This is a genomic window from Streptomyces sp. RKND-216 (assembly GCF_004795255.1).
GTDB classification, from domain to species: Bacteria; Actinomycetota; Actinomycetes; order Streptomycetales; family Streptomycetaceae; genus Streptomyces; species Streptomyces hazeniae.
In genome coordinates this window covers 5306831-5328634 of the sequence record NZ_SSBQ01000002.1, presented here as the reverse complement: position 1 = coordinate 5328634, position 21804 = coordinate 5306831, and the positions used below count along the sequence as shown (strand labels likewise).

The window sequence follows — 21804 nt, the reverse complement described above, 5'->3', positions numbered from 1 at the left end:
CGGTGTGCGGTAGGTGTGCGGCCCGCCGCGAAGGGTGGTCCTTCGCGGCGGGCCGCTGAGCGCTCCTGGGACGGGGGGTCAGAGTGCGACGCCCAGGAGGGCGTCGACGGCCCGTGAGACCAGGCCCGGTGCGGAGGTGTCGGTGCCGCCGGCCGCGGCTTGCGCGGCGGCCCACCGGTCGACGGCGGCGAGGGCCGCGGGGGCGTCGAGGTCGTCGGCGAGAGCCTCTCTGATCTCCGCGAGGAGGCCGTCGGCGGGCGGCCCGTCCGGCCGGGAGACGGCGCTGCGCCAGCGGGCGAGCCGCTGCTCGGCCTCCCGGAGCACGCCGTCGGTGTACTCCCAGTCGGAGCGGTAGTGGTGGGCCAGCAGGGACAGCCGGATGGCCGCGGGGTCGACGCCGTCGCGGCGCAGGGCGGAGACGAAGACCAGATTGCCCTTGGACTTCGACATCTTCTCGCCGGCCAGGGCGACCATGCCGGCGTGGACGTAGGTGCGGGCGAACGGGTGCTCGCCGGTGACAGCCTGGGCGTGCGAGGCGCCCATCTCGTGGTGCGGGAAGGCGAGGTCGGAGCCGCCGCCCTGCACGTCGAAGCCCATGCCGAGGTGGTCCAGGGCGATGGCGACGCACTCGATGTGCCAGCCGGGCCGGCCGCGACCGAGGGAGCCGCCGTCCCAGCTGGGCTCGCCGTCGCGGGCGGCCATCCACAGCATCGGGTCGAGCGGATTCTTCTTGCCCGGGCGGTCCGGGTCGCCGCCGCGTTCGGCGGACAGGGTCCGCATGGTGCCCGCGTCGAGCCCGGAGACCTCGCCGAAGTGGGGGTCCGCGGCGACGGAGAAGTAGACGTCACCGTCCAGTTCGTACGCGGCGCCCGCGTCCCGGAGACGTTCGACGAGCGGGACGATGCGGGGGATGGTCTCCACCGCGCCGACGAAGTGCTGCGGCGGGAGCATCCGCAGCGCCGTCATGTCCTCCCGGAAGAGCGCCGTCTCGCGCTCGGCGAGCGCGGCCCACTCCTCGCCGGTGGCCGCCGCGCGTTCCAGCAGCGGGTCGTCGATGTCGGTGACGTTCTGGATGTAGTGGACCTGGCGCTTGGTGTCGAGCCACACGCGCTGGACGAGGTCGAACGCGTTGTACGTCGCCGCGTGCCCCAGATGGGTGGCGTCGTACGGGGTGATGCCGCAGACGTAGAGGCGGGCGACGGGCCCCGGGGTGGAGGTCACCCGCCCCCCGGTGGCGGTGTCGTGGATCCGGAGGTCGCGGCCCTGACCAGGCAGCGCGGGGACCTCGGAAGCGGGCCAGGCATGCATGCGTCGAGCCTAACCGCACGGCTGTACCGGCCACGAACCCGGCGGTCGATACGGCCGGATGGGCACTCTTGACGCACGGCGCGGGCCGGTGGGGGCGGCTGGACCAGCCTGCTGTCCGGACAGCACACCTAAAGCGGCGGCCAGGGGATGGCGGGCCAGTCTCCGCCGGGCAGCGGGTGGCGCCCGGCGGCCAGCAGCGCGCCGACGCGTCCGCGCACGGCGTCCGCCTCGGCGGGCGTGAGCAGCTGCGGCAGGCGGCGGGCGAGCGGCGCGCCGTCCGCCAGCGCATCCCGGAGCACGCGCAGCGCGGCGACCGCCTCCCCGGTCAGCGGTTCGCCGGCCCAGCCCCAGAGCAGGGTGCGCAGCTTGTCCTCGGCGTGGAAGGTCACGCCGTGGTCGATGGCCTGGAGGCGCCCGTCACGCGAGGTGAGCAGGTGTCCGCCCTTGCGGTCGGCGTTGTTGAGCACCGCGTCCAGCACGGCGAGCCGCCGAAGGCGGGGGTCGTCGGCGTGCACGAAGAGGGCGGGCCGGCCGTCCTCGGTCTCGGCGTGGCCGACGGTCTTCCAGCCGGGGGGCGGCGTCCCTCCCTCGACCAGGGTGAACAGCTCCCCGAGGCCGCTGCCGTCGTCGTCCTCGTCGTCGGAGGAACCCGAGGGGTCCCGGTCGGGCGGCAGGCCGACCCATGCCTGGCACATGCCCTCGCCGTACGGGCCGTCGCGCAGCACGGTGGGCGGGATCAGGCTCCAGCCGGTCGCCTCGGACACCTCGAACGCGGCGACCTCGCGGGCGGCCAGGGTGCCGTCGGGGAAGTCCCACAGGGGACGTTCGCCGGCAACCGGCTTGTAGACGCAGTCGAGGGTTTCGCCGTCCGCGTCGACCGTGGCGAAGAGCACGGCGTTGGAGGCGTTGCGGATGCGTCCGCGGACGGTGAGCGTGCCGTGGGCGAGCAGGTCGCGTGCGGCCGCGGTCGGGAGGGGGGTCACTCGCTCCGTCGGTACCCGTTCTGGCGCGGACATACGTGTCCCTCCGGGTCGAGCGGCAGGCTGCACAGCGGGCACGGTGGCCGCCCGGCGTTCACGACCTCCAGGGCGCGCTTGGCGAAGGCGCGGGCCATCGCGCCGCTGATGCGGACCCGCAGCATGGGCGGGCCGTTCTCGTCGTCCTGGAGCAGGCGTTCCTCGGCCTCGGCGAGATCCTCGTCGGAGTCGGCCTCCAGCTCCACCACGGCCTGGGCCTCGACGACCATCCGCTCGCCGTCCCCGTCCCAGGCCAGCGCCATCGTGCCGACCCGGAACTCCTCGTCCACCGGGGACTGGAGCGGCTCGGTGTCATCCACCTCGGCGGGGGCGACGGCGGGTACCGGGGCGTTGCCGCCGGAGCGCCGCACCACCTCGTCCAGCAGCTCGTCGATCCGTTCCGCCAGGGCTTCCACCTGCGCCTTCTCCAGTGCCACGCTGGTGGTGCGGCCAGCCGCCGTGGCCTGCAGGAAGAAGGTTCTGCGGCCAGGCAGCCCGACCGTGCCGGCCACGAACCGGTCCGGCGGGTCGTAGAGGAACACCTGACGGGACACGTCCTGCTCCGTTGTCGTCGACTGCTTCGGTCACTGGCACCCTACTGCGCCAGGCGATCACCGCGCCTGAGGGCGTGCCTAGAGACCGCCGCCCACGGGCGCCTCGGAGGCGTCGGTTCCGGTTCCGGTACCCGTTCCGGGGGCGGCATCGGGCGCGCCGGTCGCCGATCCGTCGCCGGGCGGCGGCTCCTGATCGGGCGGTGGCGCCAGGGAGTCGAGTTCACCGGTGTCCCCCAGCCGCAGAAGGAACGGGCGCAGCGCGGTGTAGCGGACGACGGTGACGGAGCAGGGGCTGACGGAGACGCGCTGGAAGAGGTCCAGGTGCATGCCGAGGGCGTCGGCGACGACTGACTTGATGATGTCGCCGTGGGCGCACATCAGGTAGCAGGCGCCGGGGCCGTGTTCGGCCTCGACGCGTGCGTTCCAGTCGCGGACCGCCTCTACCGCGCGGTGCTGCATGGCGCGCATCGATTCGCCGCCCGGGAAGGCGGCGGCGGACGGGTGCTGCTGGACGGCGGACATCAGCGGCTCGTCCGACAGTTCCCCGAGTTTGCGGCCGGTCCAGTCGCCGTAGTCGCACTCGTTGATCCGGTCCTCGGTGTGCACGGCCAGATTCGGGCGGACCTCGGCGAGCGGGGCGAGGGTCTCCCGGCAGCGCTGGAGCGGGCTGGTGACGGCGAGCACGGGGGCGAGCGGCGCGATGCGGGCGGGCAGGCCGGCGGCCTGCTCCCGGCCGAGTTCGTCCAGGGCGATCCCCGGGGTGCGGCCGGCGAGCAGGCCGGCGGTGTTGGCGGTGGACCGGCCGTGCCGCAGGAGGATCAGCGTGGGCATGGCAGCCAGGGTAGGCGGACAGGTCCCTGAGGGCCGAACGTGGCCGGTGGAGTGCTCGTCGGCGCGGGTGCGTAACCTCCGGAGGCGCCGCGGCGTTGAGGGGGTGACGGCCGTGGCGGGGATGACCCCCGAGCCCCCACCACGGCCGTGATCTCTTCCCCCACTCCCCCAGGCCTCCCGTCCCCGTCGCCTCCCCGGAGCCCGGCGGCGGAGAGCCGCGCGTCAGGCGAGTCCGGCGCGTTCCATGGCCTCCACCCCGGCCCGCAGGGCACCGATCCGCTCGTCCAGCGTGAAGCCGGCGGGGGCGAGGGAGAGGGTGCCGACGCCCGCCTCCGCGTAGGCCCGCATCCGGTCGGCGATGCGGTCCACGGGGCCGAGCAGCGTGGTGGAGTCGATGAGCTGCTTCGGCACGGCCGCCGCGGCGCCCTCCTTGTCGCCGTCCAGGTACTTGTCCTGGATCTCGGCGGCCTCCTTCTCGTAGCCCATGCGCTGGGCGAGCTTGTTGTAGAAGTTCTGCTTGCGGCTGCCCATGCCGCCCACGTACAGCGCGGTGTAGGGCCGGAACAGGTCGGCCAGAGCGTCCACGTCGTCCCCGACGGCCATCGGCACGGTGGGGCAGATGTCGAAGCCGTCCAGGTCCTTGCCGGCCTTGGCCCGTCCGGCACGTACGGCTCCCAGCGTGGTCTCCTCGGCGTGCTCGGGCGAGAAGAACACCAGCAGTGCGCCCTCGGCGATCTCGCCGGTCTGCTCCAGGTTCTTGGGGCCGATGGCGGCGATGTAGAGCGGGATGTGCTCGCGCACCGGGTGGACGGTGAGCTTGATCGGCTTGCCCGGCCCGTCCGGCAGGGGCAGCGTCCAGTGCTCGCCCTGGTGGGACAGGCGCTCGCGCGTCATGGCCTTGCGGACGATCTCGACGTACTCGCGGGTGCGGGCGAGCGGTTTGTCGAACTTCACGCCGTACCAGCCCTCGGAGACCTGCGGGCCGGACACGCCGAGACCGAGGCGGAAGCGTCCGCCGGTGAGGGTGTCCAGGGTGGCGGCCGTCATGGCCGTCATGGCAGGAGTGCGGGCGGGGATCTGGAAGATGCCGGAGCCGATGTCGATGCGCTCGGTCTGGGCGGCGACCCAGGAGAGCACGGTCGGGGCGTCCGAGCCGTAGGCCTCGGCGGCCCAGCACACGGCGTAGCCGAGGCGGTCTGCCTCCTGGGCGACGGCGAGGTTGTCCGCGTCCATCCCGGCTCCCCAGTAGCCGAGGTTGATGCCGAGCCGCATACCGGCCCCCTTACTGATCAGTAACTACGATGTCCCGGGGACTCTAGCGTGTGCCCGTCGGTACGCTCAACGCCCATGGAGTCGAGGCAGCTGGGGCACACCGGCCTGCGCGTGTCGCGGATCGGGCTGGGCACGCTCACCTGGGGCCGCGAGCCGGGCGAGGGGTACACGGCCGAGCGCGACGCCGCCGACCAGCTCAGGGCCTTCTGGGAGGCCGGCGGCACCCTGGTGGACACCGCCGACGTGTACGCGGACGGCGGCGCCGAGTACCTGCTCGGTGGGCTGCTGCAGGACAAGGTGCCCCGCCGCGACCTGGTGATCGCCACCAAGGCGGGCAGCGTCCCCGACCCGGAGCGCCGCTTCGACGCGTCCCGCGGGCACCTCCTGGCCTCCCTCGACGGGTCGCTGGAGCGCCTGGGCACGGACCACGTCGACCTGTGGCAGTTGCACGCCTTCGACCCCCTCACACCGCTGGACGAGACGCTCCAGGCACTGGACATCGCGGTGACCAGCGGCCGCGCCCGGTACGCCGGCCTGTCGAACTTCTCCGGCTGGCAGCTCGCCAAGGCCGCGACCTGGCAGCTCGCCGCGCCCGGCACACGTACCCGGCTGGCATGCACACAGATGGAGTATTCGCTGCTGCAGCGCGGCGTGGAGCGCGAGGTGCTGCCGGCCGCGCGGGACCTGGGACTCGGCCTGCTGCCGTCCTCACCGCTGGGACGGGGCGTGCTCACCGGCAAGTACCGGGACGCCACACCACTGCCGGGGTCGCGCGGCGCGTCGGAGCGGCTGGCCTCCTTCGTGGCGCCGTACCTGGACGAGACAGCCGCGCGGATCGTGGACGCGGTGGTCACCGCCGCCGACGGACTGGCCGTCAGCCCGCTGCAGGTGGCGCTGGCGTGGGTGCGGGACAGGCCGGGCGTGACGGCGCCGGTGGTGGGAGCGCGGACGGCGGAGCAGCTCGGTGAGGCGTTGTCAGTGGAGGGGCTTAGTCTTCCCCACGAGATCCGGCGGGCGCTGGACGACGTGTCCGCTCCGGTGCACCGCTATCCCGACCAGGACTGGAGCGAGCTGTGAGCAGCCAGGACGCCACCGGCGGCGGCGCGGCCGACGCGCCCGCGGGCGGCAACGCGAGGGCCGCCGAACTCCTCGCCGCGGTGCGGGCGGTGGAGAGCGGCGAGCGGTCCGCGGACTCCTTCTTCACCGAACGGCTGCGCCCGCCCGCCCGCCGGGCGCCCCGTGCCCCGGGCGGCCCGGGGCCCGTCGCCGCAGCGGGGGCGGGTGACGGCGAGCCCGTCCCCGTGACCGTGCCCGACGCCGTCCGCGCGGTGCTGGCCCGGGGCGGCGCGCCGGAGGCGCTGGGCGAGCAGGTCGTCGCGGCGCTGGGCGAGCGAGCGGACGAGGTGCTGACCGCGGACCCGTGGCAACTGCTCGCCGTCCCCTCCGTCCGGACCGAGCAGGCCGACTCCTTCGCCCGCGCACTGCTCGGGGACGCGTGCGGGCCGGGCGACGAACGGCGCGCCCGCGCATTGGTGGTGCGGATGCTGGAGCGAGCCGCCGCACGGGGTCACACCGTACTCGAACCGGCCGCACTCAGCCGGGCACTGACGCAGCACGCGGTCCCGGAGCCGGACGAGGCGGTGCGTGCCGCCCTCGACGACGGCGCCGTGCTGGTGTTCGAAGAGACGCTGGACTCCCTGGACGTCACCGACCGTGCGGCCGCCGATGCTTCCGAGGCGGACGCGCCGGAAGGCGAGGACGGCGAGGAGGAACGTCCGGTCCGGCTGCTGGTCGGGCTGGAGCGCCACGCGCTGGCCGAGGAGAGCCTCGCGGACGCCCTGGCCCGCCTGGCGGGCACGGTCCTGGCCGGAGACGCCGACGCGTGGGAGGCGGTCGCCTCGGCGGCGCCGACTCCGTCGGCCGCGGAACTGGCGCGGGCCACGGCCGGCCACGGCGTGGTCACGCACAGCGGCGGCGAGGCGGCCCGGGCCGAGCCCGCCTTCCTGGCCGCGTCCGCCGGCACCCTCGGCCTGCGGGCCTTCGCCGTGGCGCACGGGGAGAACGGCCGGGAGCGCCTGGCCCGGCTGCTGCCCGACGACGGCGGCGACGCCGCGGGCACGGTGGCCGGGCTGCTGGCCGGCCGCGAGGGCCCGCCCCGGGACACCGACGGCCTCTGGGAACTGGACCTGCTGGTCGTGTGCGACGCGGCGCAGCTCGGCACCGAGGAGGCGGCGGCGCTGGCCGAGTCGCTGCCGGACGGGGCCCGGCTGGTTCTCAGCGGCGACCCGCACGAGCTGGGCCCGGCCGGCCCGGGACAGGTCTTCCACGATGTGACCGCCGCCCGCTGCTGCCCGCAGGTGATCTCCCGCACGCCCGACCCGGGTCCGCTGGGCGAGCTGGTCTCGGGCGTGGGCGCCGGAGAGCTGCTCCAGGTCCAGGCGCCGGACCGGGAGGTGGTCATCGTCCCGGTGCGCGACGCAGGTGAGGCGGTGCACCGCACCGTGCAGCTGGTCGCGGACTCGGTGCCGCGGGCGATCGGCGTGCCCGCAGACGAGACGCAGGTGATCGTGCCGGGCCACGACGGGGCGGCGGGCACCCGCGCGCTGAACGCCGCGCTCAAGGAACGGCTCAACCCCGGTCCGGGACGGTTCGGCGGCTTCGACCCCGGCGACCGGGTGCTGTACTCCCCCGCCCCCGGCCGCGGCGCGACGGGCACGGTGGTGGCGGGCGACGACGACGGCCTGCGCATCGAACTGCCCGGGTGCACGGTCGCCGTGCGCCCGGACCGGGTGGCCGCGACGGTCCGGCACGGCTGGGCGGTCACGGCCCACCAGGCCGCGGGGGCGCGCTGGCCGGCCGTGGTCGCCGTGCTGCCGGGAGACGCGAGCGACGCCCTGACGCGTGAGTGGGTGTACACGGCGTTCGGGCGTGCGGCACGGCACTTGTCGGTGGTGCACGGCGCGGAGCACGCCCTGGCCGAGGCGGTCGCGGGCCGTACGGCGCCGCCGCGCACCACCCGCCTGCGGAGACTGCTCGCGCAGGCTGTCGCGGCGGTGCGCGGCGGCACCGGTTAGCCGTGCTGTCCCGGCGCCGCCGCGTCGGCCCCGTCGTGGGCCCCGGATCGCGGCGGGCGCAGGTCAGCGGACGGGCGCGCCCCGACGGCCGCCGGTCGTGCCCGGGTCGCCGTCGACCTCCTCGTCGTCGAAGACGGTGCTGACGTCGAAGCGGCAGACCACCCGCTCGGGGTCGGCCTCGTCGAACGGCGCCGCGAGCCACTCCCCCGGCTCGCCCGGCTCGTCGGCGGCGGCGATCCACAGCGTGGCGTCGCCCTCCTCGAGGCCGAACTCCTTGTGCCGGGTCGCGATCTCGTCGGGCTCGTACTCGCCGAAGAGCACACCGAGCGCGGCGTGCACGCTGTGTCCGGCGCCCCACTCGGACTCGTCCGCGGACTCGGGGTCGAGGTCGGTGACGCGCTGGGCCTGCGACAGCAGCCGGGACGGCTCGGTGACCGTGTAGTCGCGGCGGATGAGGACGCTGAGCGCCCGCGGCTCGTCCGGCCCGGTGTAGTCGGGCATGGTGTCGCCGCCGGGGATTTCGAACGGGGTGACCTCGTCGTAAGCGTCGTAGAGCAGCTCGTCGTACGCCTCCCCCGCCGCGGCCAGCTCGTCGAAGGCGGCATGGACGGCGGTGTCGGCGGCGGGGTCGGCCACGCCTCCGGAGGAAGCCTCCGCGCGGCGCTCGACCGCCTCCAGGTGCCGGTCCAGCGCGGCCTTGACCGCGTCCGCGGCGGCGCGTACCTCGGCAGCGGTCGGCTGCTCAGCATCAGACATAGTGCAGACGCTATCCGCAATCGGCCCCTGCCCGCACAATGGATGAGATGCCGGAATACGAATTTCGCGATGTGTACGTTCCGCGTGGGGTCTCCCGCAAGGCCGCCACGCAGCTCCTCACCGACCACGCCGAGTACGGACACTGGGAACTGGACAGGCTGCGGCTGTTTCCGGACGGCAGCCGGCGCGTCAGGCTGCGCCGCCGCATCATCCGCCAGCTGCGCGCCACCTGGTGACCTTCCTGACGCGGCCCGGACGCACGAGCGGGCCCCGCTGCGCGGAGCCCGCTCTTCGGCCTGGGCGGCCGAGGGGTGTGACGGTTCGCGTCAGCGCTGGACGGCGCGGGCGCGGCGGTACAGCACGGCCCCGCCGAGCAGCAGGCTCGCGCCCATACCCAGGGCCGTCTCCAGCTGGTAGCCGGCGCCGGTCTGGGCGAGTTCCGGCGTGGCGACCGTCTGGGTCTCCGGGGCGCTCGGCTGCTCCTTCGGGGCTTCCGGCTTCTCGCCCTCGGGCTTGGGCTCGGGCTTCTCCGGGGTGTTCGGCTCCTCCGGAGTGTTCGGCTCCTCCGGGGTGTCCGGCTGGTCGGGGCTGTGCCCCGACTCGTTCGCGCAGCCGTTGCCGAAGGTCGGGTTGAGCAGTCCGACCACGTCGACGCTGTTCCCGCAGGCGTTGACCGGCACCTCGACGGGCACCTGCACGTTGTTGCCCGAGCCGACACCCGGCGAGTTGGCGGTGGTGCTCTCGGCGGTGCTGCCGCCTTCGTGACCGCCGCCCTGGTGAGCGTCCGGCGCGTCCTGGCCACCGTTCTGGTGGCCGCCGTCCGTCTGCGAGGAGGCGTCACCACCGTCGTTGACGCAGGTGTTGCCGAATGCCGGGTTCAGCAGCGCGATGACGTTCACGGTGTTGCCGCACGCGTTGACCGGCACATGCACCGGCGCCTGCACCGAGTTGCCGGACAGCACGCCGGGCGAGTTCACGGCACCGCCGTCGGCGGTCGCGTCGGCGAAGGCAGAGCCCCCCGAGATCGCGAGCACGCCGCCCGCCGCGGCCACGGTGATCAGGCCTTTTCTGGTGACCTGTCGCATGGTTCTTCCCCTGACTTCATTTCTCACGAAATCACGAGTCGGTACGGCTGTCGTACCGTCACATCGACTCGTCCAGAAGGCCGACGGCCCTGGAGCACGTGGCTCGCACTCCAGGGCCGCGCGGCGGTGTTCGCCCCGGTGGGGCGGATTCCCCTAGCGGGGAGAACGACCTCAGTCGTTGATGCAGGTGTTGCCGAACGCCGGGTTCAGCAGACCGATGACGTTCACGGTGTTGCCGCACACGTTGACGGGCACGTGCACGGGGACCTGAACGACGTTGCCGGACAGCACGCCCGGGGAGTTCACGGCGGCACCCTTGGCGCCGGCGTCGGCAACGGCCATGCCCGCACCAGCGAGCACCAGGGAGCCGGTGGCAGCCGCGGTGGCGACGACCTTCTTGAGCATTGTTCCTCCTAGTTGGCAATGCGATCCCATACCGCGGACCGCACACCGTGTAACGAGGAGGGGGGAACCGGGCTACGACTCCCAGCACTCATTCACTCTTCAGGAGTAATCCCGCACAGGTGTATGGGCGTTCTCGCTCTGGGCGCGGAGGCGTCAGCACTGGTCGAGGAAGCGGTCCAGCACCCGTACGCCGAACTTCAGGCCCTCCACGGGTACGCGCTCGTCGACGCCGTGGAACATGCCCGCGAAGTCGAGCTCCGGAGGCAGCTTGAGCGGTGCGAACCCGAAGCAGCGGATGCCCAGGTCGTCGAACGACTTGGCGTCCGTGCCGCCCGACAGCATGTAGGGCACCGCGCGCGCCACCGGGTCCTCCGCGCGCAGCGAGGACTGCATGGCGTCCACCAGGGCACCGTCGAAGCTCGTCTCCAGCGCCTTGTCCGCGTGCACGTCCTCCCGGCGCACCCGTGGCCCGAGGAGGCGGTCCAGGTCGGCCAGGAACTCCTCCTCGTGGCCGGGAAGGAACCTGCCGTCGACGTGCGCGGTGGCCTGACCGGGGATGACGTTGACCTTGTAGCCCGCGCCGAGCTGGGTGGGAGCGGCGGTGTTCTGGAGGGTGGCGCCGATGATCTTGGCGATGCCGCCGAGCTTGGCGAGCGTCTCGTCCATGTCCTCCGGGTCGAGCTCGGTGCCCAGCGCGTCCGACAGCTCGTCCAGGAACGAGCGGACGGTCTTGGTCACCCGCACGGGGAAGCGGTGGCGGCCCAGCCGTCCGACCGCCTCGCACAGCTCGGTGATCGCGTTGTCGTCGTTGGTCATCGAGCCGTGGCCGGCGGTCCCGTCCACGGTGAGCCGCATCCAGTGCATGCCCTTCTGGGCCGTCTCGATCAGGTAGAGCCGCAGGTCCTCGTTGACGGTGAAGGAGAAGCCGCCGACCTCGCCGATCGCCTCGGTGACCCCCTCGAAGAGGTGCGGGTGGTTGTCGACCAGGTACCGGGCGCCGTAGATGCCGCCCGCCTCCTCGTCCGCCAGGAAGGCGAGCACCACGTCCCGGGGAGGCCGGCGGCCGCTGCGCAGCCGGTCGCGCATGACGGCCAGAGTCATGGCGTCCATGTCCTTCATGTCCACCGCGCCACGGCCCCACACGCAGCCGTCGGCGACCTCCCCGGAGAACGGGTGGTGCGTCCAGTCCTCGGCGTTCGCGGGAACGACGTCGGTGTGGCCGTGGATGAGCAGTCCGGGCCGGGAGGAGTCCTCGCCCTCGATCCGGGCGACCACCGAGGCGCGGCCGCGCTCGGACTCGATGATCTGCGGCTCCACGCCGACCTCGGCCAGCATGGACGCCACGTACTCCGCGGCGGCCCGCTCCCCGCGGGAGTCGTTGCCGCCGAAGTTGCTGGTGTCGATGCGGATCAGATCGCGGCAGAGGTCGACGACCTCGTCCTCGCCCCTGCGTTCCGGTGCCGGGTTCGACTGGCTCACGCTGCCTCCTGATGTAGCGGGGTTCCATCCTCTCGCCTCGACCGCCCCGCCCCCAAGAGGCCGCGTGATCGACCACCCGCGCGCCGATGTTAGAGTTGGTCACGTCGAGGCGGCCCCGGCCGCCGGACGCTCACCTGTCGGGGTGGCGGAATGGCAGACGCGCTAGCTTGAGGTGCTAGTGCCCTTTACAGGGCGTGGGGGTTCAAGTCCCCCTCCCGACACCAGCAAAGACCCCTGCCTAGCGGGGGTCTTCCCATGCCCGGATTCGCTGGTTGACCGATCACGTGACCAACGGCCGCTCGCTCTTCTCAGAGCACCTTCGGTGGGCCGAGCCGGCCCGCGGTGCTCACGGCCAGTCCTTCGCAGCGTCGCTCCGGCGCCGACCGTCTTGTATGCGCTGTTCAACGACGTCAGCTGGCAGCACCTGATCTGCGACGGAACACCCCTGCGGGTGATCACCACGGCCTCGAACGTCAACGACGTCACCCAGACGCTCGCTCTGGCCGACGGCGTCCCGCCTGTGGCCGGCAAGCCCGGCCGCCCACGCGAACACCCCGCAGCCCTCCTCGGCGACAAGGGCGACGACTCCAACCCGAACCGCCGTGACCTGCGCGAACGACGGATCCAGCCCGTGATCTCCCGCAAGGGCTCGCCCAACATCTAGGTGTGTTGTCCCGGCACGTTGGTGACAGGCGACACGCTGCTTGTGGTCCTTGCATGAGGTGAGGGCCTTCTGGTTCCGGTGTGGATTGCGACATCTACGCCGAACGCCAGGAGGCCCTCGTGTCCCACCGTAACGCCCCGTTGACTCCGACCGGTCGCCTGCGTCTGGCCCGTTGTGTCGTGGACGACGGGTGGCCGCTGCGGCGGGCAGCCGAGCGGTTCCAGGTCGCTCACACCACCGCCGCCCGCTGGGCAGGCCGCTACCGCCGGCACGGCGAAGCCGGAATGTGTGACCGCTCCAGCCGCCCCCACCACTGCCCACGGCAGACCGTTCCCGAGCTGGAGAACCGCGTGCTGCAACTGCGGCGCGAGCACCGCATCGGCCCTCTGCGACTGGCCGTCCGCACGGGCCTGGCGCCTTCCACCTGCCACCGCATCCTGCACCGCCACCACATGCCCGCACTCGCGACGCTGGACCGCGCCACCGGCGAGCCGATACGCCGCTACGAACACGAGCGACCCGGTGAACTGATCCACATCGATGTCAAGAAACTCGGCCGTATCCCCGACGGCGGCGGCCACAAGGTCCTGGGCCGGGCAGCCGGACGCAAGAACCGCACCCAGACCGGCTACGCCTTCCTGCACACGGCGCTGGACGACCACACACGACTCGCCTACACCGAGGACCTGCCCGATGAGAGGGCCAACACCTGCGCCGGCTTCCTCACCCGCGCTACGGCCTGGTTCGCAGCGCGGGGCATCACCGTTGAGCGGGTGCTGACCGACAACGCCTGGTCCTACACCAAGAACACCTGGCGCGACACCTGCCGTGACCTGGGCATCAGCCCCCGCTGGACGCGGCCCTGGCGACCCCAGACCAACGGAAAGGTCGAACGCTTCCACCGCACCCTGCTGGAAGAATGGGCCTACCACCAGCCCTACACCTCAGAAGCCGAACGCCAAGCCGCCTTCCCCCACTGGCTCGACTGGTACAACTACCACCGACCCCACACCGGCATCAGCGGCAACGTGCCAGCCAGCCGCGTCACCAACCTCACCGAACAACACATCTAGGGCCTCGGCAAGCTCCGCTACGTGGTGGAGCAGACCTTCGTCCTGCTTCACCAGCTCAAGCGCCTGGCCGTTCGATGGGAACGACGCCTCGAACTCCACGACGCCCTCGTCTCCCTCGCCTGCGGCCCCATCTGCTGGAGGCGCCTCAAGTAGTCACGCTCATGATCCTGTTACGAGCTCTCAATCCATGGACGATTCGACACGAACCGAGAACGCGCCAATCCAACGTCTGGAGAATGGGGATCTGTGTCATCACGCTTGAGCGTCGAGCCAATCCTCCAGATCGCCCGGACGGGGACGTAGCTGGTTACCCACCAGCTGGCATGGAATTCCGACGTCGACCCAGTTTTCAAGCGGGAGCCCGGTCCAGTGTCGGGTCCTTCCCCGACACGGCGGGTCTCGGTGACCCGCTGACGGGACTGGTGTAGCCAGGAGGGAAGGCCGTGGCGGCTCCAACGGGTTCCTCCTCGTGGCAACGCCGGTGGAGCACGTCCGTCGGCTCGGCGACGGGTGAGGATACGGGCTGATGAATGTGGACGACCCGACGGTGACAGGGCGTGGCCGGGTTGTTGGGATCGCCGCCGGTGCCGCAGTCGGGATCATGCGCCGTCCTGGAGGTGCAGGGCGGTGATTCTCCGGCTGGTTCTGGGCGTACTTCTGGTGGCGATGGCTCTCGGCCAGCTGTTCTCCTTCGGTGCGATGCCGGACATCCTCAGCAGCTACGGCGTGACAGGTGGGGCAGCGTCGACCGTGTTGGCGGTGGCTCTCGTCGCGGCCGAGTCAGCGGGCGGTGTCTGGTTCCTGGTCCGGCCGCGGTCCAGGGCTCTCACGCCGGTGTGGATCTACACCGGCGTGTCCGTGTTGTGGGCGGCGCTGGCGGTGCAGGCGTTCGCACGCGGACTGGAACTCGACAACTGTGGCTGCTTCGGCGTGTACCTGTCCCAGCCGCTGCGGTGGTTTGTACTGGTGGAGGACGCGCTGATGCTGCTGTACGCAGCGATGCTGCTACGCGGAGCTCGTCGGCACCAGGCGAACGTCCAGAAATCGGCATCGGAGGGACGGCGCCAACGACCGTCCCTGCGTACAGGAAGGAGAGAGAGCATCTGATGGGGATACTGACCACGTTGCGGGCCCTGGAACGTGCCACGCGCCCGACCGATCCCGAGCTTGCCGACGTCCTCGAGCGCCGGTGGGCGGAGCTCCCCGAGGTGGCGAAAACGCCGGGGCAGGTGCTGGGGCGGAAGGCGGTCGGCTGTGAGGGGACCCATGGGGTCTTCCCGAAGTGCAACCTGAAGTGCACCCCGTGCTACCACTCGCGGGACGCCAACAGGGTGCGGGTGGACGGCCCGCACACCCTGGAGCAGGTGAGAGCGCAGATGGCGCTGCTGCGCAGGTTGCGCGGGCCCCGGGCGCACGCCCAGCTCATCGGCGGCGAGGTCAGCCTGTTGCCGCCCGACGACCATGCCGCGGCCCTGGAGGTGATGCGCGAGCACGGCCGGGAGCCGATGAGTTTCACCCACGGCGACTTCGACGAGGAGTACCTCACAGCCCTGGCACTCGGTCCGGACGGCAGGCGGCGCGTCCACCGGCTGTCTTTCGCCGCGCACTTCGACCAATTCATGTACGGACGGCGGGGCATCGAACGGCCGGAGAGCGAGCAGGCGCTGAACCTCTACCGCAGGCGGTTCACCGACATGTTCGTCCGGCTGCGAAGGGAGCACGGGGTGCGGTTTTTCCTGGCGCACAACATGACGGTCACCCCGGGGAACCTGGAGGAGGTCGCCGACGTGATCCGGGACTGCCACGCCATGGGCTACGGCATGTTCTCCTTCCAGCCCGCCGCCTTCCTCGGCGACGAACGGCGCTGGAAGGAGTCCTACCGTGAGGCCACGCCGGACGCGGTGTGGGCCGAGATCGAACGCGGCGCCGGCACCCCATTGGACTACCGTGTGTTCGAGAACGGAGACGTGCGCTGCAACCGTACCGCCTACGGCTTCTACGTGGGCAGGCGCTGGTATCCCGTCCTCGACGGCGGCGACCGGCGGGACCTCGTGGTGCGCGACGCCTTTTTCCGCTACTTCGGCAACACGGTCTTCACCGGCACCCCGCCCGCTGTCCTCGCTGTCCGTCTGGCCAGGGCCGTGGCCCGGCACCCGGCCGCGGTGCCCCTCGCGGTGCGCTGGCTCGGCCGTACTGTGCGCCGCGTGGGCGTGGGGCGACTGCTGCGGAACCGCCTCCGCGTCCGGCCGGTCACCTTCGTCATGCACCAGTTCATGGACGCCGAAGACGTCGCGCCGGCATGGGAGATGATGCGGCGAGGCGAGCAGGCGGACGACCCCAGGCTGCGCGAGACACAGGAACGGCTGACCGCCTGCCATTACGCCATGGCTCACCCGGAAGACGGCACGCTGGTGCCCGCCTGCGTGCAACACGCCGTGCTGGACCTGGCCGAGAACGCGGAACTGCGCACGCTCCTCCCGCTCGTCGAGGTCCGCACGCCGAACCGCGCACCAGTCGATCCACCCCACCCGCAGTGACCACTCGAACAACGGCAGGAGAGCACATGCGCATAGGAGTCATCACCGGTTCCGGAAGCTACACCTGGCCACACGAGTCCGACCGGACCGAGCGGACGGTGACCACGAACCACGGCACCGTCACCGTGGCCGAAGGCCACCTCAAGGACACCGAAGTGGTGTACCTGTCCCGCCACGGCACCGGGCACCACCAGCTGTCCCACCAGGTGCGGCACAAGGCGAACCTCGCCGCTCTGCTCGCCTGCAAGGTGGACGCCCTGGTGTCCTTCACCGTCTGCGGAGGCACGGACCCGGCCGCTCAGCCCGGATCACTGATCGTCTTCGATGACCTGCACTTCCCCGCCAACCGGCTGCCCGACGGCAGCACGTGTACCTGGTACGACGCACCCGGCGCAGCGGGCCGGGGCCACTGGATCTTCGACCGGCCGTTCAGCGAGCCGCTGCGCCAGGAGCTGACCGCGGCAGCGACGCACACCAGCGCCCCGGTCCTGGACGGGGGCACGTACGGGCATGTGGACGGGCCCCGGTTCAACAGCCGCAGCGAGATCCGTGCCCTGGCCCAGGCGGGCGTGACGGCGGTGAGCCAGACCGCGGGCCCGGAGGTCGTACTGGCCGGTGAGGCGGAACTGCCGATGGCACTCGTCGGCTATGTCACCGACTACGCGAACGGTGTGGCGCCGGAACCCGAACCCGTGGAGACGCTGCTGGCGCGCATGGCTGCGAGCACCGAGATCTTCGCGACGCTCGCCGAGCAGGCCCTCCCTGCGCTGGAGACGGTCACGCCCGCCGGATTCGTCTACCGCTTCGGCTCATGACGGCGACCGGTGTTCCGTCGGCTCTGGTGATGGCGAAGGCGCCGCAGCCGGGTACAGTCAAGACCAGGCTCCATCCGCTGCTTGGCCCGGAGGGGTGTGCCGCTCTCCAGGCCGAGCTAATTCGCCACACGCTCGCGTTGACCACCGGACACGGGCTCCGCAGCCACCTGGCCCACGCCCCGGCCGACGCGCGCAACGCGCTGGCCGCGCTGGTGCCTGCGAACGTCGAACTACGGCCGCAGCGCACAGGAGCCCTGGGACTGCGACTCGCAGCCGCAGTCGAGGACGTGTTCGCTTCCGGCGCCGGGCCCCTGCTGGTCATGGGCACAGACGCACCCACCCTGACCGCCGGTCATCTCACCACCGCACTGCAGGCCCTGGAAAGCCGCGACGTCGTCCTGGGCCCGGCACGCGACGGCGGCTACTACCTCATCGGCATGAACCGTCCACAGACGGGGCTCTTCGCTCTGGAACCGGACCTGTGGGGCGGGGACCGGGTCTTCGCCGCCACTCGCGCCCTCGCCGAGGACGAGGGGCTGACCATCGCTGCGCTACCCGAACTACGGGACCTCGACACACCCGAGGACGCCGCCGCACACCTCGACGCCTTCTCCACCGGGGCCGACGGTGAGTTCCCCACCCGTGTTGCCGCCATGCTCCGGCCCGCGGAGCGACCGTGAACCGGTCCTCCGCCGGGAAGCTGAGCGTGTCCCTCGTGGTCCCGGTACTCAACGAGGCGGCGACCATCGAGCCCACGCTGCGGCGGCTGCGCCGGCACTTCCCTGACTGCGAACTGATCGTCGTGGACGGCGGCAGCGAGGACGGCACGACAGAACTGGCCCGCCCCTGGGCGAGCGTGGTGCAGGCCCCGCGCGGACGAGCCGCCCAGATGAATGCCGGCGCCAAGGTAAGCAGTGGAGATGTGCTGTGGTTCGTACACGCCGACACCGTGGTGGACCCGGACGCACTGCGGCAGATCCGCGTCTGCCTCACCGATCCCCGGGTCGTGGGCGGCGGTCTCACGCTCCGCTTCGACCACCGCACGACGGCACTGAACTATCTGGCCCGGACCTCCAACGCTCGGGCCCGCCGCCTGCACCACATCTTCGGCGACCAGGCGATGTTCGTCCGCCGCACCGTCTTCGAGGAACTGGGCGGCTTCCCTCCCCTACCGCTCATGGAAGACCTGGAGATCTCCCGACGGCTGCACCGGCGCGGGCGTCTGTGCGTGTTGCCTGCCACCTCGACCGCCTCCGCTCGCCGCCTCCTGCATCATGGCACCTGGCGCATGATCGCCTTCATGCAGTACCTGAAACTGCTCTACTTCGCCGGAGTCGACCCCGAACGCATCTGCAACCGGTACGCGGCCGGCCCACCCCGGCTCCCGCGGCGCAATCGGAAGTCGACCGGCCCTCGGGGGTTTCTCAACCATGACCGTCGACGAAGCTTCCGCACACTCCCCCGCGCCAACGGAACTCGCTGCACGCCTGGACCGCCTGCCGTGGAACGGCCTGCATACCACCATCCTCACGGCACTTGGCGCCGGCTGGCTCTTCGACTCCTTCGAAGTCCAGCTGTTCGGGAGCGCGGTGGGCCCGCTCGGCGAACACTTCAACGCCTCCGTCTTCCAGCAGAACGCAGTCCTGGCGGTCTGGCTCACCGGCATTCTGCTCGGAGCCCTGGCCGGAGGTCACCTCGCCGACCGGTTCGGGCGGCGCAGGATGTTCGTCCTCACGCTCCTCTGGTACGCGGGATTCACCGCGCTGACCGGGTTCAGCCCCACACTGGACTTCGTCTACGGCTTCCGGTTCCTGGCCGCGCTCGGTGTAGGCGCCGAGTACGCCGTCGTCAACACGGCGATCGCGGAGCTGATGCCTTGCCGCGTACGCGGCAAGGCGGGGGCCGTGGTGATGAACTTCTGGTCTGCCGGCGCGATCCTCGCCGGGTTGCTCGCCTACCTCCTGCTCGACGCGCTCGCGCTGAACGACGCGGTCGCCTGGCGCTATTTGTTCGTGATCGGCGGGCTGACAGCACTGGTCGTCCTCGTCTTCCGTCGCCGTATCCCCGAGTCACCCCGCTGGCTGGCCTCACAGGGCAGGTACGAGGAGGCAGAGACGATCGTCGCCCGCATGGAGGCGCGTTCCGGACTGGCCCCGGGAGGACCGAACCCCGGCAGAAGGGGAGATGCGGAGCACGCCCCCGCTGCCCGCGTCTCCCGGCGCTCGGCGGGCACTTGCGGAGCTGCTGCGCCACCACCGTGGCCGGCTTGCCCTCGGTTCGGTGCTCGACCTGGCTGAAGCCTTCGGCTACTACGGCATCTTCGCGCTGCTGTCTGTGGTCGTCCTCGAGGAAGTGCATATCGGCCACGCCCAAGTGCCGTTCTTCTTCATCGTCGGCAACGTCGGCGCGCTCGTCGGCGGCCTGGCGATGTCCCTGGTCTTCGACCGGCTCGGCCGCCACCGGACGGTGGCGGTCTCCTACACACTCGCCGCAGCCGGTGTCGGCCTTCTCGCCTGGGCCACCGCGAGCGGGAGTGCACTGTGGGTGACGCTCGCCTTCGTCGCCGCCAACGGCTTCGCCACCGCCGCTTGGACCACCGCCTACCCGACCTTCACGGAACTCTTCCCCACCCATCTGCGCGGCGCCGGTGTCGGCTTCTCCGTAGCCGTCGGCCGCGTGGGCGCCATCGTCGGCACCCTCCTGCTGCCGGACCTGGCTACCCGGATCGGCGCCACCGCCTCCTACCTGCTGGTGGTCGCCTGCTGGTTGGCCGGAGTCGCTGCGATCGGCGTCTTCGCGCTGCGCGGCGGTGTCGAAGCCGCCACTCGTCCTCTGGAATCGCTGACCGCCACCCCTACATGAGCCAGTGAACCGAACTCCCGCACCCTCTTGGAGAACCATTCATGCGGATCGCAGTATGCGGCGGCCCCTACGGCAACCCGTACGCCCTGCAGGCATTCGTCGACGACGCCCGTACCCGTGGCGCCGAACGGCTGTACTGCCTGGGCGACCTCGGAGGATTCGGCGCCGAGGTCGACGCCCTGTGGCCGATCCTCACCGACCACGGCGTGGAGTGCATCGCCGGGAACTACGACCGGGCCCTCGCCCGTGGCGACACCGACTGCGGCTGCGGCTACCGCGACCCGAAGGACAACGAGTACGCCCAGCTCGTCTACGACCACACCCTCGCCACCACCGGCCGTGACTTCGCGGCCTGGATGGGCACGCTGCCCACCGAGCACCGGGAGACCCTCGACGGCACCGACGTGCACATGGTGCACGGCTCCACCCTGGCGCTCAACGACTTCTGGTGGGAGTCCCTGCCCGAGGACCAGCACCGGCAGCGCACCGAGGCCAGTGGCGCGGACGTGGTGCTGTGCACGCACAGCGGGATGCCGTGGCAGCGCCGCATCGGCGACGCCCTCGTGGTCAACGTCGGCGTCGTCGGCAAGCCTGCGAACGACGGTCGCCGCGAGGTCTGGTACGCGATCCTCGACCTCGGCGCCGGGCAGGCCCGGGCCGAACTCGTCCCGCTCGCCTACGACTGGCGCGCCCAGGCCCGCTCGATGCGCGAAGCGGGGCTGCCCGGCATCTTCGCCGAGACCATCGAGACCGGATGGTGGACCACGTGTCTGGAGATCCTTCCGCCCGCCGAACGCTCGCGGGGCCGTTTCCACCTCTACCGCAGCACGCTCCCGAACGGATTCCAGCCCACGGACGACGGCTGGGGCCCCACGAGCTCTGCCCCGCAGGACAGGGCAGACGAGCGACCCGTCATCCCCCTGTTCGGCAGCCCGTACTTTCCGACCCGGCTGTGGCTCTACACCAACTTCCACTGCAACCTCGCCTGCGACTACTGCGCCGTCGCCTCCTCACCCCGAGCAGTACCGCGCAGCCTACCCACTGACACCTTCCACGCCCTGGTCGACGAGGCAGTCGCCGCAGGATTCACCGAGCTCTACCTCACCGGCGGCGAGCCCTTCCTCCACCCCGACATCCTCGAACTCCTCGACCACGCCGCTGCCCAGGTGCCCACCGTCGTCATGACCAACGCCATGCTGCTGCGCGGGCGCCGGGCCGAGGGTCTCACCCACCTCGCCGGACGCAAGCTCACCCTCCAGACCTCCCTGGACGGCGCCACGGCGGCCACCCACGACCTCCACCGAGGAGCCGGGTCCTGGCAGCGCACCATGGAAGGCATTCGCCACCTCATCGACCTCGGACTGCCGCCACGTGTCGCCCTCACCGAAACACCGGAGAACACGGCCGAGATCCCCGCTGTCGCCGAGCTCCTGAACGGACTCGGGCTACCGGCCGACCGATTCGCCGTACGCCCGCTGCTACGCCGCGGCTTCTCCGACCACGGTGAGGAAATCAGCGAGGACACCAGCATCCCCGAACTCACCGTCACCGCCGACGGACTGCACTGGCACCCCGCCGGCGCCGACCTGGACACCAGCCCCGACCTGCACCTGGCCGCCGCCGGAACCCCACTGGAACGCGGCAAACAACTGGTGACCGAACGCTTCTTCGCCGCCCGCCTCACCGACGGCAGTCTCCCCCGCCCCGTGCACTGCGCCGTATGACCCTTCCGCACCACCCGCCCCTCACGCCCACCTCCTCTGCAGAAGGGCACACCGTGAGCGATACACCGCACGTCGCGGTCCTCGGCGCCGGTCCGGTCGGCCTCGACGCCGCACTCGCCTGTGCCAGCACCCGGCCTGCCGTTCACCATCTACGAAGCCGGGTCCTCCGTGGCGCGCGGCACGTACGGTCCTGGGGCCACGTGCGCCTGTTCAGCCCGTGGGACCTCAACGTCTCCCGCCGGACGGCGCACCACCTCAAGGCCGCAGGCCCACCCGTCCCCTCCGGCGCAGAGCCACCGACAGGCCCGGACACCGAGGTACTCGCGTGAACCGCACAGCACCGTCTCCT

22 protein-coding genes and 1 tRNA gene are annotated in these 21804 nt (G+C 71.7%); 14 read left to right on the top strand and 9 right to left on the bottom strand.

Annotated elements, in window-relative coordinates:
* Positions 1 to 78: 78 nt before the first annotated feature.
* The 5 genes from mshC to E4198_RS23450 all read right to left on the bottom strand — a co-directional run bounded on the left by mshC (position 79) and on the right by E4198_RS23450 (position 4981).
* The gene (gene mshC / locus E4198_RS23470) at positions 79 to 1308 is read right to left on the bottom strand and encodes a cysteine--1-D-myo-inosityl 2-amino-2-deoxy-alpha-D-glucopyranoside ligase (protein WP_136184906.1); all 1230 of its coding nucleotides are present in this window, start codon (positions 1306 to 1308) and stop codon (positions 79 to 81) included.
* Positions 1309 to 1436: 128 nt separating this feature from the next.
* The gene (locus E4198_RS23465; protein WP_136184905.1) at positions 1437 to 2324 is read right to left on the bottom strand and encodes an SCO1664 family protein; all 888 of its coding nucleotides are present in this window, start codon (positions 2322 to 2324) and stop codon (positions 1437 to 1439) included.
* Positions 2288 to 2878, bottom strand: coding sequence for a DUF3090 domain-containing protein (locus E4198_RS23460; RefSeq protein ID WP_136184904.1), 591 nt, complete (start codon positions 2876 to 2878; stop codon positions 2288 to 2290). Before E4198_RS23460 ends, E4198_RS23465 begins: the two co-directional genes overlap by 37 nt.
* A 78-nt stretch (positions 2879 to 2956) precedes the next feature.
* Positions 2957 to 3709, bottom strand: a complete 753-nt coding sequence (locus E4198_RS23455; RefSeq protein ID WP_136184903.1) for a histidine phosphatase family protein — start codon at positions 3707 to 3709, stop codon at positions 2957 to 2959.
* Between the two features lie 222 nt (positions 3710 to 3931).
* Positions 3932 to 4981, bottom strand: a complete 1050-nt coding sequence (locus E4198_RS23450) for an LLM class F420-dependent oxidoreductase (RefSeq protein WP_136184902.1) — start codon at positions 4979 to 4981, stop codon at positions 3932 to 3934.
* 75 nt (positions 4982 to 5056) lie between these two features.
* On the opposite strand from E4198_RS23450, the gene E4198_RS23445 reads away from it, so the two are divergent.
* Positions 5057 to 6058, top strand: a complete 1002-nt coding sequence (locus tag E4198_RS23445; protein ID WP_136184901.1) for an aldo/keto reductase — start codon at positions 5057 to 5059, stop codon at positions 6056 to 6058.
* The gene (locus E4198_RS23440) at positions 6055 to 8055 is read left to right on the top strand and encodes an AAA family ATPase (RefSeq protein WP_247597815.1); all 2001 of its coding nucleotides are present in this window, start codon (positions 6055 to 6057) and stop codon (positions 8053 to 8055) included. Before E4198_RS23445 ends, E4198_RS23440 begins: the two co-directional genes overlap by 4 nt.
* A gap of 63 nt (positions 8056 to 8118) precedes the next feature.
* Here E4198_RS23440 and E4198_RS23435 read toward each other — a convergent pair whose 3' ends face one another.
* A complete protein-coding gene (locus E4198_RS23435) occupies positions 8119 to 8811 on the bottom strand; it encodes a hypothetical protein (RefSeq protein WP_136184899.1) in 693 nt (230 codons plus the stop codon).
* A 47-nt stretch (positions 8812 to 8858) separates the two neighbouring features.
* On the opposite strand from E4198_RS23435, the gene E4198_RS23430 reads away from it, so the two are divergent.
* Positions 8859 to 9047, top strand: coding sequence for a DUF5703 family protein (locus tag E4198_RS23430; RefSeq protein WP_027762760.1), 189 nt, complete (start codon positions 8859 to 8861; stop codon positions 9045 to 9047).
* A gap of 90 nt (positions 9048 to 9137) precedes the next feature.
* Here the strand turns inward: E4198_RS23430 and E4198_RS23425 are convergent, their stop codons facing one another.
* The 3 genes from E4198_RS23425 to E4198_RS23415 form a co-directional block, all read right to left on the bottom strand.
* Entirely contained in the window at positions 9138 to 9896 is a 759-nt protein-coding gene (locus E4198_RS23425; RefSeq protein WP_136184898.1) for a chaplin, read from the bottom strand.
* 171 nt (positions 9897 to 10067) lie between these two features.
* The gene (gene chpH, locus E4198_RS23420) at positions 10068 to 10301 is read right to left on the bottom strand and encodes a chaplin ChpH (protein ID WP_027762762.1); all 234 of its coding nucleotides are present in this window, start codon (positions 10299 to 10301) and stop codon (positions 10068 to 10070) included.
* Positions 10302 to 10454: 153 nt separating this feature from the next.
* The gene (locus E4198_RS23415) at positions 10455 to 11780 is read right to left on the bottom strand and encodes a M20/M25/M40 family metallo-hydrolase (protein WP_136184897.1); all 1326 of its coding nucleotides are present in this window, start codon (positions 11778 to 11780) and stop codon (positions 10455 to 10457) included.
* A 136-nt stretch (positions 11781 to 11916) separates the two neighbouring features.
* On the opposite strand from E4198_RS23415, the gene E4198_RS23410 reads away from it, so the two are divergent.
* From E4198_RS23410 to E4198_RS23360, 11 genes are all read left to right on the top strand, one after another.
* Positions 11917 to 12004, top strand: a tRNA-Leu gene (locus E4198_RS23410).
* Between the two features lie 164 nt (positions 12005 to 12168).
* Positions 12169 to 12444 carry a transposase gene (locus tag E4198_RS25105; protein WP_168711494.1) on the top strand — a complete coding sequence of 92 codons (276 nt, stop codon included), beginning with the start codon at positions 12169 to 12171 and terminating at the stop codon, positions 12442 to 12444.
* A 119-nt stretch (positions 12445 to 12563) separates the two neighbouring features.
* A complete protein-coding gene (locus E4198_RS23400; protein WP_136184896.1) occupies positions 12564 to 13517 on the top strand; it encodes an IS481 family transposase in 954 nt (317 codons plus the stop codon).
* A 21-nt stretch (positions 13518 to 13538) separates the two neighbouring features.
* Complete coding sequence (locus tag E4198_RS25745; protein ID WP_281728000.1) at positions 13539 to 13670, top strand: hypothetical protein; 132 nt, start codon at positions 13539 to 13541, stop codon at positions 13668 to 13670.
* A 474-nt stretch (positions 13671 to 14144) separates the two neighbouring features.
* Positions 14145 to 14624, top strand: coding sequence for a MauE/DoxX family redox-associated membrane protein (locus E4198_RS23395; RefSeq protein WP_136184895.1), 480 nt, complete (start codon positions 14145 to 14147; stop codon positions 14622 to 14624).
* Positions 14624 to 16054 (top strand): radical SAM protein, encoded by a 1431-nt coding sequence (locus E4198_RS23390; protein ID WP_136184894.1) that lies wholly within the window; start codon positions 14624 to 14626, stop codon positions 16052 to 16054. Before E4198_RS23395 ends, E4198_RS23390 begins: the two co-directional genes overlap by 1 nt.
* Positions 16055 to 16080: 26 nt before the next feature.
* Positions 16081 to 16869 (top strand): MTAP family purine nucleoside phosphorylase, encoded by a 789-nt coding sequence (locus E4198_RS23385; protein ID WP_136184893.1) that lies wholly within the window; start codon positions 16081 to 16083, stop codon positions 16867 to 16869.
* Positions 16866 to 17549, top strand: coding sequence for a TIGR04282 family arsenosugar biosynthesis glycosyltransferase (locus E4198_RS23380; protein WP_168711493.1), 684 nt, complete (start codon positions 16866 to 16868; stop codon positions 17547 to 17549). Before E4198_RS23385 ends, E4198_RS23380 begins: the two co-directional genes overlap by 4 nt.
* Positions 17550 to 18299: 750 nt before the next feature.
* Positions 18300 to 19166 (top strand): MFS transporter, encoded by an 867-nt coding sequence (locus E4198_RS23370; protein WP_136184892.1) that lies wholly within the window; start codon positions 18300 to 18302, stop codon positions 19164 to 19166.
* Positions 19150 to 19731 carry an MFS transporter gene (locus E4198_RS23365; protein WP_247597814.1) on the top strand — a complete coding sequence of 194 codons (582 nt, stop codon included), beginning with the start codon at positions 19150 to 19152 and terminating at the stop codon, positions 19729 to 19731. Before E4198_RS23370 ends, E4198_RS23365 begins: the two co-directional genes overlap by 17 nt.
* A gap of 41 nt (positions 19732 to 19772) precedes the next feature.
* The gene (locus tag E4198_RS23360) at positions 19773 to 21455 is read left to right on the top strand and encodes a radical SAM protein (RefSeq protein WP_136184890.1); all 1683 of its coding nucleotides are present in this window, start codon (positions 19773 to 19775) and stop codon (positions 21453 to 21455) included.
* The last annotated feature ends 349 nt before the right edge of the window (positions 21456 to 21804 follow it).

Coding starts and splice junctions, on each gene's coding strand:
- mshC (WP_136184906.1), bottom strand. CDS start 1,308: ATGCATGCCTGGCCCGCTTCCGAGGTCCCCGCGCTGCCTGGTCAGGGC.
- E4198_RS23465 (WP_136184905.1), bottom strand. CDS start 2,324: ATGTCCGCGCCAGAACGGGTACCGACGGAGCGAGTGACCCCCCTCCCG.
- E4198_RS23455 (WP_136184903.1), bottom strand. CDS start 3,709: ATGCCCACGCTGATCCTCCTGCGGCACGGCCGGTCCACCGCCAACACC.
- E4198_RS23450 (WP_136184902.1), bottom strand. CDS start 4,981: ATGCGGCTCGGCATCAACCTCGGCTACTGGGGAGCCGGGATGGACGCG.
- E4198_RS23445 (WP_136184901.1), top strand. CDS start 5,057: ATGGAGTCGAGGCAGCTGGGGCACACCGGCCTGCGCGTGTCGCGGATC.
- E4198_RS23435 (WP_136184899.1), bottom strand. CDS start 8,811: ATGTCTGATGCTGAGCAGCCGACCGCTGCCGAGGTACGCGCCGCCGCG.
- E4198_RS23430 (WP_027762760.1), top strand. CDS start 8,859: ATGCCGGAATACGAATTTCGCGATGTGTACGTTCCGCGTGGGGTCTCC.
- E4198_RS23425 (WP_136184898.1), bottom strand. CDS start 9,896: ATGCGACAGGTCACCAGAAAAGGCCTGATCACCGTGGCCGCGGCGGGC.
- chpH (WP_027762762.1), bottom strand. CDS start 10,301: ATGCTCAAGAAGGTCGTCGCCACCGCGGCTGCCACCGGCTCCCTGGTG.
- E4198_RS23390 (WP_136184894.1), top strand. CDS start 14,624: ATGGGGATACTGACCACGTTGCGGGCCCTGGAACGTGCCACGCGCCCG.
- E4198_RS23385 (WP_136184893.1), top strand. CDS start 16,081: ATGCGCATAGGAGTCATCACCGGTTCCGGAAGCTACACCTGGCCACAC.
- E4198_RS23380 (WP_168711493.1), top strand. CDS start 16,866: ATGACGGCGACCGGTGTTCCGTCGGCTCTGGTGATGGCGAAGGCGCCG.
- E4198_RS23370 (WP_136184892.1), top strand. CDS start 18,300: ATGACCGTCGACGAAGCTTCCGCACACTCCCCCGCGCCAACGGAACTC.
- E4198_RS23360 (WP_136184890.1), top strand. CDS start 19,773: ATGCGGATCGCAGTATGCGGCGGCCCCTACGGCAACCCGTACGCCCTG.